This window comes from Anthropogastromicrobium aceti (assembly GCF_020687335.1).
In the GTDB taxonomy this organism is placed as follows: Bacteria; Bacillota; Clostridia; order Lachnospirales; family Lachnospiraceae; genus Anthropogastromicrobium; species Anthropogastromicrobium aceti.
Map to the genome: position 1 here is coordinate 1 of NZ_JAJEQN010000042.1, position 16,818 is coordinate 16,818.

Annotated in this window: 14 protein-coding genes, 1 tRNA gene and 1 pseudogene; 15 read left to right on the forward strand and 1 reads right to left on the reverse strand. The window is 41.0% G+C overall.

The annotated features are described in order from the left end of the window. Nucleotides 1–393: 393 nt before the first annotated feature. The 14 genes from LKD48_RS13410 (at nucleotide 394) to LKD48_RS13475 (ending at nucleotide 15,792) form a co-directional block, all read left to right on the forward strand. The gene (locus tag LKD48_RS13410; protein WP_262536518.1) at nucleotides 394–1,194 is read left to right on the forward strand and encodes an SDR family NAD(P)-dependent oxidoreductase; all 801 of its coding nucleotides are present in this window, start codon (nucleotides 394–396) and stop codon (nucleotides 1,192–1,194) included. Nucleotides 1,195–1,343: 149 nt separating this feature from the next. Then, nucleotides 1,344–3,395, forward strand: coding sequence for a diguanylate cyclase (locus tag LKD48_RS13415; protein WP_308732270.1), 2,052 nt, complete (start codon nucleotides 1,344–1,346; stop codon nucleotides 3,393–3,395). Between the two features lie 37 nt (nucleotides 3,396–3,432). Then, complete coding sequence (locus tag LKD48_RS13420; RefSeq protein WP_066559411.1) at nucleotides 3,433–5,127, forward strand: peptide ABC transporter substrate-binding protein; 1,695 nt, start codon at nucleotides 3,433–3,435, stop codon at nucleotides 5,125–5,127. A gap of 132 nt (nucleotides 5,128–5,259) precedes the next feature. Beyond that, a complete protein-coding gene (locus LKD48_RS13425) occupies nucleotides 5,260–6,219 on the forward strand; it encodes an ABC transporter permease (RefSeq protein ID WP_308732271.1) in 960 nt (319 codons plus the stop codon). Between the two features lie 12 nt (nucleotides 6,220–6,231). Further along, entirely contained in the window at nucleotides 6,232–7,143 is a 912-nt protein-coding gene (locus LKD48_RS13430; RefSeq protein ID WP_118612362.1) for an ABC transporter permease, read from the forward strand. Between the two features lie 15 nt (nucleotides 7,144–7,158). Next, nucleotides 7,159–8,181, forward strand: coding sequence for an ABC transporter ATP-binding protein (locus tag LKD48_RS13435; RefSeq protein ID WP_227101982.1), 1,023 nt, complete (start codon nucleotides 7,159–7,161; stop codon nucleotides 8,179–8,181). A gap of 38 nt (nucleotides 8,182–8,219) precedes the next feature. Further along, nucleotides 8,220–9,227, forward strand: a complete 1,008-nt coding sequence (locus tag LKD48_RS13440; RefSeq protein ID WP_156500791.1) for an ABC transporter ATP-binding protein — start codon at nucleotides 8,220–8,222, stop codon at nucleotides 9,225–9,227. Next, nucleotides 9,224–9,601 (forward strand): hypothetical protein, encoded by a 378-nt coding sequence (locus LKD48_RS13445; RefSeq protein WP_308732272.1) that lies wholly within the window; start codon nucleotides 9,224–9,226, stop codon nucleotides 9,599–9,601. Before LKD48_RS13440 ends, LKD48_RS13445 begins: the two co-directional genes overlap by 4 nt. A 161-nt stretch (nucleotides 9,602–9,762) precedes the next feature. Next, a complete protein-coding gene (locus LKD48_RS13450) occupies nucleotides 9,763–10,917 on the forward strand; it encodes a trans-sulfuration enzyme family protein (protein WP_308732273.1) in 1,155 nt (384 codons plus the stop codon). A 52-nt stretch (nucleotides 10,918–10,969) separates the two neighbouring features. Beyond that, a complete protein-coding gene (locus LKD48_RS13455; RefSeq protein WP_308732274.1) occupies nucleotides 10,970–12,145 on the forward strand; it encodes a MalY/PatB family protein in 1,176 nt (391 codons plus the stop codon). A gap of 44 nt (nucleotides 12,146–12,189) precedes the next feature. Continuing rightward, nucleotides 12,190–13,056 (forward strand): tRNA 2-thiocytidine biosynthesis TtcA family protein, encoded by an 867-nt coding sequence (locus LKD48_RS13460; protein WP_308732275.1) that lies wholly within the window; start codon nucleotides 12,190–12,192, stop codon nucleotides 13,054–13,056. Nucleotides 13,057–13,071: 15 nt separating this feature from the next. Next, on the forward strand, nucleotides 13,072–13,560 hold the full coding sequence (locus LKD48_RS13465; protein ID WP_262536527.1) for a DNA-deoxyinosine glycosylase: 489 nt from the start codon (nucleotides 13,072–13,074) through the stop codon (nucleotides 13,558–13,560). 13 nt (nucleotides 13,561–13,573) lie between these two features. Next, entirely contained in the window at nucleotides 13,574–14,209 is a 636-nt protein-coding gene (locus tag LKD48_RS13470) for an alpha/beta hydrolase-fold protein (protein WP_227101987.1), read from the forward strand. 86 nt (nucleotides 14,210–14,295) lie between these two features. After that, complete coding sequence (locus LKD48_RS13475; RefSeq protein WP_308732276.1) at nucleotides 14,296–15,792, forward strand: YARHG domain-containing protein; 1,497 nt, start codon at nucleotides 14,296–14,298, stop codon at nucleotides 15,790–15,792. A gap of 66 nt (nucleotides 15,793–15,858) precedes the next feature. Here the strand turns inward: LKD48_RS13475 and LKD48_RS13480 are convergent. Beyond that, nucleotides 15,859–16,486: pseudogene (locus LKD48_RS13480) on the reverse strand (carbon starvation CstA family protein); the annotation flags it as partial. A 229-nt stretch (nucleotides 16,487–16,715) separates the two neighbouring features. Here LKD48_RS13480 and LKD48_RS13485 point away from each other — a divergent pair. Further along, nucleotides 16,716–16,790: transfer RNA gene (locus tag LKD48_RS13485), tRNA-Pro, on the forward strand. Nucleotides 16,791–16,818 lie beyond the last annotated feature (28 nt).

Genomic DNA, 16,818 nt, shown 5'->3' on the forward strand with positions numbered 1-16,818 from the left:
GATCGATTTCATGGCGTTCGTATTTAGATGTTTTTAACAGAAGCTGTACCGTATGCATATGTGCCCTCCTTTAACTGCGAATATGAATATATGTTCTTTGTTGATATAAACAGTATATCATACAACACACAAGGACACAAGCACAAAACGAGCAGTTGCCTGCACAACATTTCGACAAAATTCGACATCATTGTCCGATAATTGCAAAAAGTTTCTTGGCTTTCCCGCACGACTTTTGTCACAAAGCCAGTCGATATGGAACTTGTGTGTCATGTGCTGCAGAAGTGGTTGAAAAAATAGTCTTGTGATTACTGTTTGAATATGATAAGATACTGATATACAGGTTCTGTGCAGACAAAAGTCAAACAAAACACAGACAAGAAGGGAGAACCAATGGGATTTTTAACAGGTAAGACAGCCATCATTACAGGAGCAGGACGCGCTGTTTTAAGTGATGGAAGATGCGGTTCCATCGGATACGGAATTGCAACTGCTTATGCAAAAGAGGGAGCAAATCTTGTAATTACAGGACGTAATGTAAAGAAGCTTGAGGACGCGAAGGAAGAATTAGAGCGTCTTTACGGCATCAAGGTTCTGATCATGCAGGCAGACGTTAATGCAGGAGCAGACAATGAGGCTGTTGTAAATAAGGTTGTAGAGGAAACTGTAAAGGAGTTTGGCGGTATTGATGTGTTGATTAACAATGCACAGGCATCTGCATCAGGTGTTTCTATTGCAGATCATACAACTGAGCAGTTCAATCTTGCTATGTACTCTGGTCTGTATGCAGCATTTTACTACATGAAGGCTTGCTACCCATATCTGGCAAAGTCTAAGGGCTCTGTAATCAATTTTGCATCAGGTGCAGGTCTGTTTGGAAATTATGGACAGTGCGCATACGCAGCAGCAAAAGAAGGTATCCGTGGCTTATCTCGTGTAGCAGCTACAGAGTGGGCAAAGGATGGAATCAATGTAAATGTAATCTGCCCGCTTGCATGGACTGCACAGTTAGAGCAGTTTGAGAAGGCATATCCAGACGCATTTAAGGCAAATGTAAAGATGCCGCCGGCAGGTCATTTTGGTGATGCAGAGCTTGAAATCGGCCGTGTTTGCGTACAGTTAGCATCCCCAGATTTCAAGTATATGAATGGTGAGACTCTTACACTTGAGGGTGGTATGGGTCAGAGACCATAATAATCGACAAAATTATTAATCAAAAGTGCAGCGTCTAAAAGGTGCTGCACTTTTTTGTAGCCAAAATAAATATTTTATGGTAGAATCAAGTTAATAGTGCAATAAGAAAAAATATGTACCAGAAATGATACACAGCGGAGGAAACAGGTATGGAAGCAGAATATCAGCTGACAGCAGAAGAAGCAGAAAAAGAGATGGAACAGTTAAGAAAAGTATTTACAATTGTTCGTCTTGTGGATGCAAATAAGATTCAGTGTTTGGCATCAGGAAAGCCTTCATCAAAAACTGACTGTTCCTGTTATTGTTTCTGGGGAAAAAACAAGCCTTGTGAGAATTGTATTTCAGCGATTGCCTTTCGTGATAAGGCAGAAAAGACAAAGCTTGAATTTTTAGATTCTGTGCTTTATCAGGTGTTTTCAAAATATGTGGAAATTGATGGTGTTCCATATGTAATTGAAATGCTTAAAAAGTTAGATTTAGAGACACTGATTGATAAAAGTGAGAGTGATAAGCTTGTAAATCAGATATTTGGTCTTGATGACAGAATTTATCGTGATGTTTTAACAGGTGCATATAACAGACGTTATTACGAGGAAGAATTAAAGACATCCGTTAATATACAGGGCGTTGCAATGATTGACCTTGATGATTTTAAGATTTATAATGATACTTTTGGTCATTCGGCAGGCGATGCCGTTCTTAAGACAGTTGTAAAACAGATTAGAAGCTGTGTTAGAAGTACAGACAGCATAGTGCGTTATGGAGGCGATGAGTTTTTACTTCTGATTCCAGGAATTGATGAGGATACGTTTGTCAAGAAGCTTCGAGAAATTAGGGAGCGCGTATTTGCAGCAGATGTTCCAGGCTATTCAACGATACATCTGTCTGTCAGTGTTGGAGGTTTGTTCTGCAACAATGAGATGCTTGAAAAGGTAGTGGAAAAGGCAGATCGTCTGATGTATCAGGCAAAAAATCAAAAAAATACAGTAGTAACGGAAAAAGGAATTGTGGACGCCAATGGAAATACTGATCTGGTAAAAAAAGAAAAAGTGCGTCAGCAAATTCTTGTCGTAGACGATTCAGAAATGAACAGAGAGATTCTTTCTGATATGCTCGGTAATGATTTTAGAATTTTAGAGGCTGAAAACGGTGAGGAATGTCTGCAGCTGTTAGATCAGTATGGAACGGGTATTTCTGCTATTCTTTTGGATATTGTTATGCCAAAGATGGATGGATTTGAAGTGCTTAATGTTATGGAACGTAAGCATTTAATCGAGGATATCCCTGTCATTATGATTTCAAGTGAGGACTCCGATGTGTATGTGCGTCGTGCATATGAGCTTGGCGTATCAGATTATATCAGTCGTCCATTTGATGCAAAGGTTGTTTACCAGCGCGTGTTTAATACGATCAAGCTATATGCAAAGCAGCGCAGATTATCTACACTTATCGGTGATCAGATTTATGAGAAAGAAAAAAACAACCGCATGATGATCACGATTCTTAGCCATATTGTGGAGTTTAGAAATGGCGAGAGCGGCATGCATGTGCTTCATATAAATCGACTGACAGAAAAGATTCTTGAATGTCTCGTTCAAAAGACAGATCGCTATCACTTAAGCTATTCTGACCGATATTTAATTACAACAGCGTCTGCTTTGCATGATATTGGAAAGATTGGTATTGATGATAAGATTTTAAATAAACCAGGAAAACTTACAAAAGACGAATTTGAGATCATAAAAACGCATACATTGATCGGTGCGCGAATGCTTGAAGATATGGAGGTCTATAAAAACGAGCCGCTTGTAAAGATGGCCTATCAGATTTGCCGTTGGCATCATGAGCGCTATGACGGAAAGGGCTATCCAGACGGTTTAAAGGGTGACGATATTCCTATCAGTGCGCAGGTGGTTGCACTTGCTGATGTTTATGATGCACTTGTGAGTGATCGTGTTTATAAAAAAGCATATTCCCATGAGAAAGCTATGGAAATGATTCTTGCAGGTGAGTGCGGAACCTTTAATCCACTTCTGTTAGAGTGTTTAGTTGATATTCAGGACACACTGCAGGAAGATTTAAATGCGGGGGGGGGTGTAACGCAAGCACAAAACAGGACGAAAAATGAGAATAGCAAATGCTTTAGGAATCCTGAAAATTGCATAAAAACCATTGGACATTTTTTGAAAAAAGAGGTATAATGGCTAGCATACTTCACTACATTCAAGGAGGAGAAAAATGAGAAAAATACAGAAAATGTGTGCAGCATTACTGGCAGGCGTTATGACTGTTGGAACATTTGCACCATCCGTATTTGCAGATGAGGCAGCTAAAGAGCTGACTGATGAGCAGGTAATCAATGTAAGAACAACTGCTTTCGGAAACAACTACGATGTTCAGGACATGGGCTGGAGATGGATGATGGCAGCTTGCTATGAGGGATTATACCGTGATGTAGCAGACGAGAATGGAGATGAGTTCATCTTAGCAGGAGCAGAGAGCGTTGATATTTCTGATGATGGAACTGTTTACACCTATCATTTAAGAGAGGATGCAAAGTGGTCTGATGGTGTTCCGGTTACTGCTCATGATTATGAGTATGGCTGGAAGCGTCTGTTAAACCCAGATTATGCATATGACTATGCATCCTTCATCTATAATGTAGTAGGAGCAGAAGAGTACAACTCTGGCGAAGGTTCTGCTGATGACGTTATGGCAGTAGCAGTTGATGATTATACCTTCGAAGTTACATTAAAGGTAGCAGACCCGACATTCGAGTCTAAGTTAGTAGCAACTCCTCTGTATCCGACACGTGAGGATCTGGCTGAGGCAGCTGGCGATAACTGGGGTAAGGATTGGACACTTTGCGTATATAACGGACCATTCTGCATGACTGATATGGTTGTAGACAATAAGATGGTATGGACAAAGAACGCTGAGTACTGGGATGCAGAGAATGTACATCTTGATACAATCAACTGGTACATTGTAGCACAGGAGTCTACAGCAGCTACCATGTTTGAGAATGGTGAGTTAGATCAGTATCAGCCAACTGGTGACTATGCAATTAAGTTTGAAAAGGAAGCAGAAGAAGGCAAGTATCAGTACATGGTAACAGATTATCCGGGAACAATTGGACTTCGTTTCAACTTTATTAACGGTGGTACATCCGGATTGATGAGCAATGTAAAGATTCGCAAGGCAATCTCCTACAGTATTGACCGTGAAGAGATGATCGATGCTGTTTATGGAAGATACAATCCGGCATACAGCTATGTAGCACCGGCTATCACATTCAATGGTTCTTCTTATCGTTCTCAGGTAGGCGAGGTCATTGAGGATGAGTACAATGAGTATGTTGGTGATCCAGATAAGATCGTTGCTTTGTTCCAGGAAGGTCTTGATGAGTTAGGCGTAGAGACTCCAATCGAAGATATCACACTGACTTATCTGACAAGTGGTTCCACAACTGAGGTACAGGCAGAGAGAGAGTACATTCAGCAGTCTCTGGAAGAGACACTTGGACTTACTGTTGAGTTAAGTGTAGCTGGTGATAATTCCCTGTTCATCGCAGACAGAAATGAAGGAAATTATGACTTCTTCCTTGGCGGCTGGTATTCAGATTACAATGATCCGCTTGACTTCTTATATACTAACTATACTGATGCTTACGGTATGTCCTTTGGTGGATACAGCAACACTGATTATGATGCATTAGCAGATCAGCTTGTTGGTGAGACTGATATGGATAAGCGTCTTGATATCTATAAGCAGATGGAGCAGATTCTTTTATTAGATGATTGTGCATTTGCACCAATCTACTATGCTACAAAGCAGGTTCTGCTTCAGAACTGGGTTAAGGATTATCGTACTTCCTCTTTTGGTGCAAGTGCTGAGTTTATCTGGACTTACATCGATGGAAAAAATCAGTAATAGAGCGCAATTAGTAGAAGGTAATGCTTAAAATTACGGTTTTACAAAAGTAAACCCAAAAGTTTGGAGGGGCTCGTTGTTCGGGTCCCTTCCTTTTCGTAATGATAATAAAAAAGAACAGGAGATAAGGCTATGGGTAGATATTTAATCAGGCGTTTTGCTGAGCTGATTTTGACAGTCTTTTTGATTGCAACAGCTACCTTTTTCCTGCTGGAGGCGGTTCCAGGAGATCCGTTAACCCAGAGGGCAGACCATTTGCCGGAACAGACGAGAGCTGCTTTGTACCAGCGCTACGGACTGGATAAGCCGGTAATGGAACGTTATTTAATAACAATGAAGAAAATGTGTAAGGGTGATTTTGGTGAATCATTCGTATATGCCGGACAGACAGTAACAGGCTTGTTAAAGACAAAGCTTCCAGTATCTGCAAGACTTGGTATTCAGCAGATGTTACTTGGTGTAACACTTGGTTTATTGCTTGGAATTGTGGCGGCGATGAAGCGAGGAACCTTCATCGATTACTTGATTGTAGGCTTGTCGGTATTGCTTATTTCAGTGCCGCATTTGATATTTGGACTGCTTTTGCAGAAGGTTTTTGCAGGTAATCTTCGATGGTTTCCGACAATCGGATGGCCAGAGGGAAAGGATTTGTGGTTTGGAGGATGGAAGTATACTGTTCTTCCAACTCTGACAGGATGTTTCTCCTATATTGCAACTTACACGAGACTCTTAAAGACCTCTATGCTGGATGTTGTAAATCAGGATTACGTACTGACAGCAGAGTCAAAGGGCTTAAGCAAATCTGCAATCATTCGTAAGCATATCCTGCGTAACTCTTTTATTCCAGTTATGACGCAGCTGCCAATGTCTGTTGCTATGTGTATTACAGGTTCCTTCTTTATTGAGAGTATTTTCTCAATTCCGGGAATCGGACAGTATTATGTAACTGCCGTAAATAATCAGGATTTGTCAATTGTACTTGGTGAAACAGTGTTGCTGTCAATTCTGTATATCGCTGTCATCTTTATTACGGATATCTTATATGTATTTGTCGATCCGAGAATCCAGATGCCAGGCAAAAGAAGTAAATAAGGGAGGAAACATATGCTTACAGCTGATAAATTTAAAAGGGTTGGCTATACAAAAGAAGAAGCAGAGCGTATTGACCGCCCAACTATTTCTTACTGGCAGGATGCATGGAGACGATTGAAGAAAAATCCAGTTGCAATGGCATCACTTGTCGTGCTTGGACTGATTTTAATTATGGTTATTGTTGGACCATATATTAGAGGCTACGATTTTGTTTCAAAGAATGTAAAAGAGAAGAATCAGGGAATGAGCGCAAAGTACTGGTTTGGAACTGATTATCTGGGACGTGACTTGTTCTCGCGTGTTTGGATGGGTGCAAGAGCATCTATCATTATTGCGCTTGTGGCAACAGCATTAAAGCTGATTGTAGGAACACTTTATGGTGCAGCAATGGCACATTTTGGCGGTTGGATCGATGACGTAATGATGCGTATCATCGAGGTAATCAATTCTCTGCCAAGTCTTTTGATCACCATTTTGATCATGATGGTTCTTGGCAACAATTTGTTTGCTCTTCTCGTTGCACTTAGTATTACTGCATGGTGCAGTACTGCCAGACAGGTTCGTGGTATGATTAAGCAGTTAAAGGAATCAGAGTATGTATATGCGGCAGAGGTACTTGGTGCAAAGCCATCACGTATTATCTTAAAGCATTATGTGCCGAATATGCTTGGAATTTTGATCTTAAATATGTCTACCTCCATTCCGGCATTCATCTTCACTGAGGCAGGACTTAGTTTCCTTGGAATTGGTCTGACTGCACCAGAGATCAGTCTTGGCGTTTTGATTTCACAGGGACAGCAGACACTTGATTTCTACCCAACACAGCTGATTTGGCCGTGTGTGATTTTATGTGTAATCGTTATGGCATTTAACCTGCTCGGCGATGGACTGCGTGATGCACTTGACCCGAGACTTCGCCAGTAAGACAAAGGAGAAACTATGAGTGACCAGAAAAATGATAAGATATTAGAAGTGAAAAATTTAAAAGTGTCCTACCATACCTATGCAGGCGAAGTAAAATCCGTGCGTGGTGTTTCCTTTGATTTGAAAGAAGGAGAGGCAATTGCCATTGTAGGTGAGTCTGGCTGTGGAAAATCTGTTACAGCAAAGTCCATTATGGGTCTTATTAAAGGACCACAGGGCGAGATCAAGCAGGGCAGCGAGATTTTATATCACGGTGATAATATACTTAATTATAATAAGAAGCAGTGGCAGGCATATAAGGGTGGTGAGGTTGCAATTATCTTCCAGGATGCACTTGCTTCATTAAATCCAACCATGCGTGTTGGAAAGCAGATCATGGAAAATCTGATGGCACATAAGCATATGACAAAGGATGAGGCAAAGAAGGAAGCAGTAAGAATGCTTCAAAAAGTTGGTATTCCTGAGCCGGAAAAGCGTGTGCGTCAGTATCCGCATGAGTTCTCAGGCGGTATGAGACAGCGTGTTATGATTGCAATTGCGTTTGCCTGTGACCCGAAGATCCTGATTTGTGATGAGCCAACAACAGCGCTTGACGTAACCATACAGGGACAGATCCTTGATATCATTAAGGAACTGCAAAGAGAGCATAACACATCAGTCATCATGATTACACATGATCTTGGTGTTGTAGCAAATATTGCGCAGAAGATTGCTGTTATGTACTCCGGTGTGATTGTAGAGCGCGGAAACTGCGAGGATATTTTCTATCGTCCGAGACATCCGTACACATGGGCATTGATTCGTTCTGTGCCGAGACTTGACCTTGAGAATAAGCAGGTACTTGCATCAATTCCAGGAACACCGCCAGATTTGTTAAACCCGCCAGTTGGATGTCCATTCTGTACAAGATGTGAGTACTGCATGGAAATCTGTAAAGAGCAGATGCCTGAGGTTACAGAGTTTGGTGATGGACATGAGGCGAGCTGTTGGCTGCATCACCCATTAGCACCAAAGGTGGAGATGCCGGGAGAAGCTTGACGTTTCTAAGCTCAAGCATGTCGAAAGGAATATTGAATATGAACAACGAAAAAGAAGTGCTCTTTTCAGTGAGCCACTTAAAGAAATATTTTCAGGTAGGCAAAAATGCTACCTTAAAGGCCGTTGACGATGTTTCCTTTGAGATCTACAAGGGAGAAACGCTCGGCATGGTAGGAGAGTCTGGATGTGGAAAGACCACATGTGGACGAACCTGTATCGGATTGTACAGCAGAACTGATGGAGAAGTTTTGTTTAAAGGAAAGGATCCGCAGAAATTGACTGGAAAGGAAAAACAGAATTACAAAAAGTCTGTTCAGATGGTTTTCCAGGATCCGTATGGCTCTCTTGATCCGCGTATGACAGTTGCTGAGATCATTGGAGAAGGAATTGATATTCATCATTTGGCTAAAAACAAAAAGGAAAGAAATGAGCGCATCTATCATTATTTGGAGCTTGTCGGCTTAAACAGAGAGCATGCGAATCGTTTCGTTCATGAGTTTTCAGGCGGTCAGAGACAGCGTATCGGTATTGCACGCGCGCTTGCAGTAGAGCCAGAGTTTCTTGTACTTGATGAGCCAATTTCAGCGCTTGATGTTTCCATTCAGGCACAGATCGTAAACTTATTGATTGACCTGCAAAAGCGCATGGGATTAACATATTTATTTGTTGCCCATGATCTGTCCATGGTAAAGCATATCTCAGACCGTGTTGCAGTATTGTATTTAGGTACCTTAGTTGAGCTGACCACTTCTGAGGAGCTGTACGCAAATCCGCAGCACCCGTATACACGAGCATTGCTGTCAGCAATTCCGATTCCAGATCCAAAGATCGAGCAGGAAAGAGATGCTAAAAAGATTCGTCTTGAAGGTGAAGTGCCAAGTCCTATCAATTCCCCGGCAGGATGTAAGTTCCAGGGAAGATGTAAATGCGCAATGCCAATCTGCAGACAGGAGATGCCAAAGCTTCGTGATATTGGCGGAGGTCATTTCGTTGCCTGTCATATTTGCGATCCATCAAATGGATGTGAGACAGGAAAATGCGTATGACACTGAGTAGAAAAGAGATGGTAAAGAAGGTCGCATTAGATGTATTAAAGGCATTTATAATCGGAGTTGCAGCCGCAGCAGCCACAGCTGTCATTTTATTTGCATGTGGATTTCTCTTTGGCAGTTTTCAGATAGTAAACGGCTTTGAAGTTGTAAAGGACGGTCTTTTGCTGATTGGTGCAACTGGTCTTTTTCTGGTGGCAGGAATGCTTCTTGCAAAAGGAAAAAAAGAAAATGCAGATGAGAAAAAAGAAGCAAAGAATGGATGGAGACAGCATTTTAGCGTAATTGGTTTAAAGACAGTTGTTCTGATGATAAGTGTTGCATTTTTGCTGCTTGCGTCTGTGGCAGACTTGATTTTACTTAATCTTTGATGCGTATTTATTGTAGTAAGTCGCTATAGAATATTCCTATAGCGACTTATTACTTTTTTCTTATAGACAATAACCTAGAAAAAAGGTATGATTTAAAGGAATTGTACGAGTAAAATAGTACTAAAAGGTTTAAACTTTTGATATAGAAGGAGATTACGAAAATGGATTATAAATTTGAGACACGATGTATTCACAGAGAGAATGAGCATGAGGAAGGTCATCCATATGGTTCTGTATGCACACCAATCTACCAGACAGCAACTTTTTATCATCCGGGTATTGGACAGACAACGGGCTTTAATTATACAAGAGAGAGCAACCCAACCAGAACGGAGTTAGAGGATATAGTGACTTCTCTTGAGGAAGCAAAAGATACCGTAGCTTGTGCAAATGGTATGGCAGCAATTGTGCTGTGCATGGAACTGTTTGAGTCTGGAGACCATATCGTGTGCTCAGAGGATTTGTATGGTGGATCTGTGCGTATGTTCCAGACAACAGGTGAGAAGCGTGGCTTGACCTTTACTTATGTAAATACAGCAGATGCCGCAGCAACAGAGGCAGCAATAAAGAGCAACACAAAAGCTCTTTACATAGAGACACCAAGCAATCCGACTATGCAGATCACCGACCTTGCAAAGATGAAGAGTCTTGCAGACAAGTACAATCTTCTTTTAATCGTAGACAATACCTTCTTATCACCTTATTTTCAGAAGCCAATCCGTTTTGGCGCGGACCTTGTTATTCACAGCGGAACAAAGTTTTTAGGAGGACATAACGATACATTGGCTGGATTTTTATCTACCTCAAGAGAGGATCTTGCAGCAAAAATCCGTTACTTATACAAAACTGTTGGAAGCTGCCTGGCTCCGTTTGACAGCTATCTGTTAATCCGTGGCATAAAGACACTGCCAATTCGTATGGAGCGTCAGCAGGAGAATGCGCTTGCAATAGCAAAGTGGCTGCAGACACAGAAAAAGATTAAGCAGGTTTACTACATTGGTCTGGAGGATCATCCAGGATATGAAATCAATAAGAAGCAGACGACTGGATTTGGAAGCATGATTTCTATTCGCACCGACAGTGAGGCAACAGCGCGCCGCGTACTTGAGCGTATTCGTCTTATTACCTACGCAGAGAGTCTTGGCGGAGTTGAGTCATTAATGACTTATCCTATGCTTCAAACACACGGAGATGTTCCAGTTGAGACAAGAGAGCGTCTTGGAATCACCGAAGACTTCCTACGTTTTTCAGTTGGAATCGAAAATGTAGATGATTTGATCGCTGATCTTGATCAGGCATTAAATGGAGAAGACTGATATAAAGTGATGATTTGACAAGACAGAGCAGACAAGATGTGGAGGTTTCAATTTGAAATACGATTTTGATAAAATTACAGACCGCAAAGGTACAGACTGTTTAAAATATGATTTTGCAAAAGAGCGTGGCAGACACGAAGGTATTTTACCTCTTTGGGTAGCTGATATGGATTTTCCAACACTGCCACAGGTCAGTGAGCGTCTTAGAAAAATCACTGAGCATGGAATTTATGGCTACAGTGATGCTAAGGAGCCGTATTTTCAGGCACTTTTAGGCTGGTATGAAAAGCATTTTTCATGGAAAATTCAGAAGGAATGGCTGATCAAGACACCAGGTGTTGTCTTTGCACTTGCAGCGGCAGTGCGCGCTTACACAAAGCCAGGTGAGGCAGTTTTATTACAGCAGCCTGTTTACTACCCATTTAGTGAGGTAATTGCAGATAATGAGCGTGTTATAGTAAATAGCCCGCTAAAGCTGACTGACGGCCATTATGAAATTGATTTTTACGATTTTGAACAGAAGATTCGCGATAATCATGTAAAGCTGTTTTTACTGTGCAGTCCGCATAACCCAGTTGGACGCGTATGGAAAAAATGGGAGTTAGAAAAGATTGGAGAAATCTGCATCCGCTATGGAGTAATTGTAGTAAGCGATGAAATTCACAGCGACTTTACATGGGGAGAGAATAAGCATCTGATGTTTGCATCTTTATCTGACGATTTTGCAAACATAAGCATTACATGCACGGCACCTAGTAAAACTTTTAACTTAGCTGGTCTTCAAGTTTCAAACATCTTTATTCCAAACGAGACACTTAGGTTTAAGTTTAAAAAGGCAGTAGATGCAGCTGGCTACAGTCAGGTTAATGTGATGGGCTTAGAGGCGTGTCAGGCAGCTTATGAGTACGGTGAAGAATGGCTGACTCAGTTAAAGGAATATCTGAAAGATAACATTGCATTTGTGCGTGAATTTATTCAGACAAGGCTTCCAAAGCTTACTATGATTGAACCAGAGGGTACTTACCTTTTATGGATTGATTTTCGTGCGTTTGGTCTGACAGAGGCACAAAGGCAGGATCTGATCGAAAATAAGGCAAATCTTTGGCTGGACAGCGGTGCAATGTTTGGACCTGACGGAGAGGGCTTTGAACGCTTTAATGTTGCATGTCCACGCTCTGTATTAAAGCAGGCATTTGAGCAACTAGAGGCAGCTGTAAATAGCTTATAAGGGAAAATTGAGATTTATTATGTAGAAAAGGAATGACAAAAAGTATGGGAAAATTACTCGAACCAAGCCAGAATATTGAACGCAGCATCATGAAGAAATATAGAAAAGAGCTGTGGAATCCATTTATTAAGGCAGTAAAGAATTACGAACTGGTTCAGGAAAATGATAAGATTGCAGTTTGTATATCAGGCGGAAAGGATTCTATGCTGATGGCAAAGCTGATGCAGCTGCTTCAGCGCTATGGCGATGTTCCATTTGAATTAACCTTTCTGGTTATGGATCCGGGATATAATGAAAAAAATCGTAAAAAGATTGAGGAAAATGCAAAGATACTTAATGTTCCAATTACGGTTTTTGAAACGAATATTTTTGATGTTGCAAATAGTGTGGATAAGTCACCATGTTATTTGTGCGCAAGAATGCGCCGTGGTTATTTGTACAGCAAGGCTAAGGAACTTGGATGCAATAAAATTGCGCTAGGTCATCATTTTGATGATGTAATAGAGACAACATTGATAGGCATGTTTTATGCATCGCAGTTAAAGGCAATGATTCCCAAGCTGCACAGCACAAATTTTGAGGGCATGGAGTTGATACGTCCGATGTATTGCATTCATGAGGAAGATATTATTGCATGGATGAATTACAATGGATTAGAATTTATTCAGTGTGCCTGTCGCTTTACAGAAAATTATACTTTAAATAATAATGAAGGCGGAATGTCAAAGCGTCAGGAGATAAAGATGCTGATTCGCCAGTTAAAGAAGGATAATCCACTGATTGACAAAAGTATTTTCAACAGTATCCATGCAGTAAGCCTTGACACTATGCCGGGCTACAAAACACATGGAAAGACATATTCCTTCTTAGATAACTATTATAATAATGAAAGAAGTGAAGAGCAGCTGTAAAAATGGAAGGAAAAAATGGAATACGAACATATTGTGCATTCATTTGAGCCGATTTTTGACAGTGCATCACAGATCTTAATTCTAGGTACGCTGCCATCAGTTAAATCCAGAGAAACTAATTTTTATTATGGACATAAGCAAAATCGCTTTTGGAAGGTTTTGGCAGCATTGTTTCAGGAACCGATACCAGAAACAATAGATGAGAAGAAGCATTTGCTTCTTAGGCATCATATTGCCATATGGGACGTAATTCAAAGCTGCGATATTAAGGGCTCAAGTGACAGCAGTATTAAAAATGTTGAGCCGACAGAGTTAAGAAAGATACTTGATGCATCAAATATAAAACAAATCTATGCAAACGGCAGCAAGGCAGGGCAATTATATAAAAAATATCAGCTTCCACTTACAGGGATGGAAGCTGTTGTTTTGCCATCAACAAGTCCGGCAAATGCAGCATGGTCACTTGAACGGCTGTGTGAAGCATGGAGAAAAATAAAGTGTTAGGAATTTTATTATTATGGATGTTTTTGAATATGGAAATCCGAATGCATCGCTTATTATTTTGCAGATGATTGGTGATCATGATATTGAAATGATTGATCACGAATTTGATCTGATTCAGAAAGCAGTTTCGGATGAATTATGCCTTATTGCATGTAAAGTGGATGACTGGAATCGGGATTTGTCACCTTGGAAAGCACCAGCTGTTTTCAAAAGCGAATCTTTTGGAGAAAATGCAGCCAAAACACTGAGCGAGGTTCTTACATATATAGGAGAAAAGAAACAGCCCTGCATCATTGGCGGATATTCGCTTGCAGGGTTATTTGCTCTGTGGGCAGCAACAAAGACTGACCGCTTCAGCAAAGTGGCAGCAGCGTCTCCATCCGTCTGGTTTCCGGGGTTTACCGAGTATATAAAAGAAAATAATATAAAAGCAAAAGCAGTTTATCTCAGTCTTGGAGATCGTGAAGAAAAAACAAGAAATCCTGTTATGGCAACAGTAGGCCATGCGATACGCAGTGTATATGAAACTATTTCTGATAGTGGAATCAATACAATTCTTGAGTGGAATCAGGGAAATCACTTTAAAGATGTGGACATAAGGATGGCGAAAGCGCTCACGTGGAGCATTAGAGCTACAGTTCACGGATAAGCTAATATTTTACTTGCATAAACAGAAAAAATACGATATATTGAATATAGAGTAACGACCGTGGTTTTGTAGAAAGGAGAAAAAATATGAAGAGACGATCAAAGCTTTCTATTCAGGTATATCGAGCGATAACAGTGACAGCGATTGGACTTATGATTGGAGCAGCACCTATGCGCGTGATGACGGTGCAGGCACAGGAAACACAGAAAAATCAGGAACAGCAGTCAGATTATCAGAAATTGGACTATAAGGTATTTGAGGACAGTTCAGAGAGACTGCTTGAGTGGTCTGATATTTATATGCTGTCAAATGAGGATATTCGAATTGCAAAAAATGAGATATATGCGCGTCATGGACGGCGCTTTGCAAGTACAGATCTGCAGTCTTATTTTGATCAGATGGCATGGTACAATGGGACAGTTCAGCCTCAAAATTTTGATTCTGGATGCCTGAATGCAGTTGAAGTTGCAAATATTAGTTTTTTGGACAGTGAGCAGCAGGCAGGGACAGGATCAGATAACAAGTCTGTTGTAGAAAAAGAGATCAGCCTACAAAAGCAAGAGAAAGAAATGTACACAGCAAAGATCAATGACAGAATTGGTCTGAGCAGCTTTGCAGATACTGCTGTTGTAAAATACAATGCATCAGATGAACTGACATCTTATGATGCGGAGGCATCGGCCGTGCAGATGGGCGCTTTTTATGAGAAAAATGGCGAAATTTTTGGAAATATCGGATTTGACAAGAGTATTAGCTATGCAAATGAAGGAAGTATATGCGCCTGGTATCAAAATCATGAATACAGACTTGTATGTGAAAACAGTGTGGCAAGCGAAGATTATAGTCAATATGAGGATACGTATGTCATGTATGAAGATGACAGAAGGCTGTTTGAATACAAAAAGATGGATGAGCATATAAGCGGCGGTGCCAGTCCGGGTTATTGGCTTCTGACGCAGGATGCGATTTATGTTGGTAATTATGATGGTCTTTTGGTATTGGACTGGAATGGAACTGTATTGACACAATCTGATCAGTACATATATGCGTTTGATGTGTATGAAAATCAGGTATATATGAGAACAAAAGATGATCATCTGGCATGTGCAGACGTACAGACGCTTGCTAATGCGCATGAGATACGCTATGCATTTGATGAGGAAAGCGAGCGTTCCTATGAAGCGGCTGGGAACTTTATTTATCAGTCATATGGTGCACTGTGGCGCTACGATATCGGTGAATCGGATGCAAGTGATAATATGAAGGTGCTGGACGCGGACTGTGATTGGGGACAATTGTGTACATCAGATAGCTATGCCTATGGAATCAGCACCACACCAGTTAGAGATGGAGTGGCAATAGAGCGGATTTCTTATTTGACAGGAGAAAAAGAGACAGCTTGTGTGATTAAAAATGTGGGTTTTGCATTCTTAGATCACGCACAAGGCAGCAAACTTTATTTGCAGTTAGGACCAGATAAAAATGACTGGACTGGACAGGGAAGAAACTTTAATATGGTGACAATTGCAATTGACTTTTGGACAGGAACTGTGGAAGTACTTGCCGCAGGATGGTATTCGTGATAGTTTAACATAAAAAAGCCAAGGAAGAGTCTGGATATATTAGCAGACTTTTCCCTGGCTTAAATTTTAAGCTTTCTTTGTTTCCTTGCTTACAAGACGCTTTCCGGAATGGAGTACGATTGTAAGACCAAGGATGATCAGAAGAACTGCGATAATTAACTGAAGTCCTTCAACCATGAATACGGCTGTTCCAGCCTGATATGCTTTTACAAGAGCAATGAAACGCTCAACAAGTGCGGTGAAGGTAACACAAAGCATGATGATTAACGGAGGGAACAAGTTCCTGGAAGGACATACGGCCGATACGGGCAACAGAATCAAGTGTACTGAGTGCAAGTGCAGATACACACATCGTCATGATACACTGAGCAATGTGAACAGGAATACCAAACATCTCAAGAAATCCGGCAACACCTGCGGAGAAGATCTGGAACGGAGTTCCGGTAGCGGCAGTGCCGTCAGCGGAAGCAGCAGCACCAGCAACGCACAGTGCCAAAACAGCAAGCAAACTCTCAAGAATCATAACACCATAACCAACTTTTAACATATCCTTCTCATTGGAGATGGTTTTAGAAGATGTACCAGAAGAAACAAGGCTGTGGAAACCGGAAACAGCACCGCAGGCAACAGTTACAAACAAGATTGGGAACATATCGCCAAGCTTTTCATTGTGGAAACCAGTGTAAACTGGAAGCATGTTAAAACGAAGCGCTGTTGTCAAAAAGAAACTAGAAATGGCGCAAATACTAGGATAGAACAACACTTAAAAGGTATCATGTTAGCCCAGATTTGTTCGAAAAACAGGCACAAAAGAACAGTTGAAGAAAAAAATGAAAAAATTTAAAAAAAACTGTTGACAAATCGCTTGTGATGTTATATACTAATAAATGTCTTGAGGAACACGAAAGACAACAACAAAACATCGGGGTGTGGCTCAGCTTGGCTAGAGCGCCTGGTTTGGGACCAGGAGGCCGCAGGTTCGAATCCTGTCACCCCGATCCTTTTTATGGAAAATTGTTTTATACT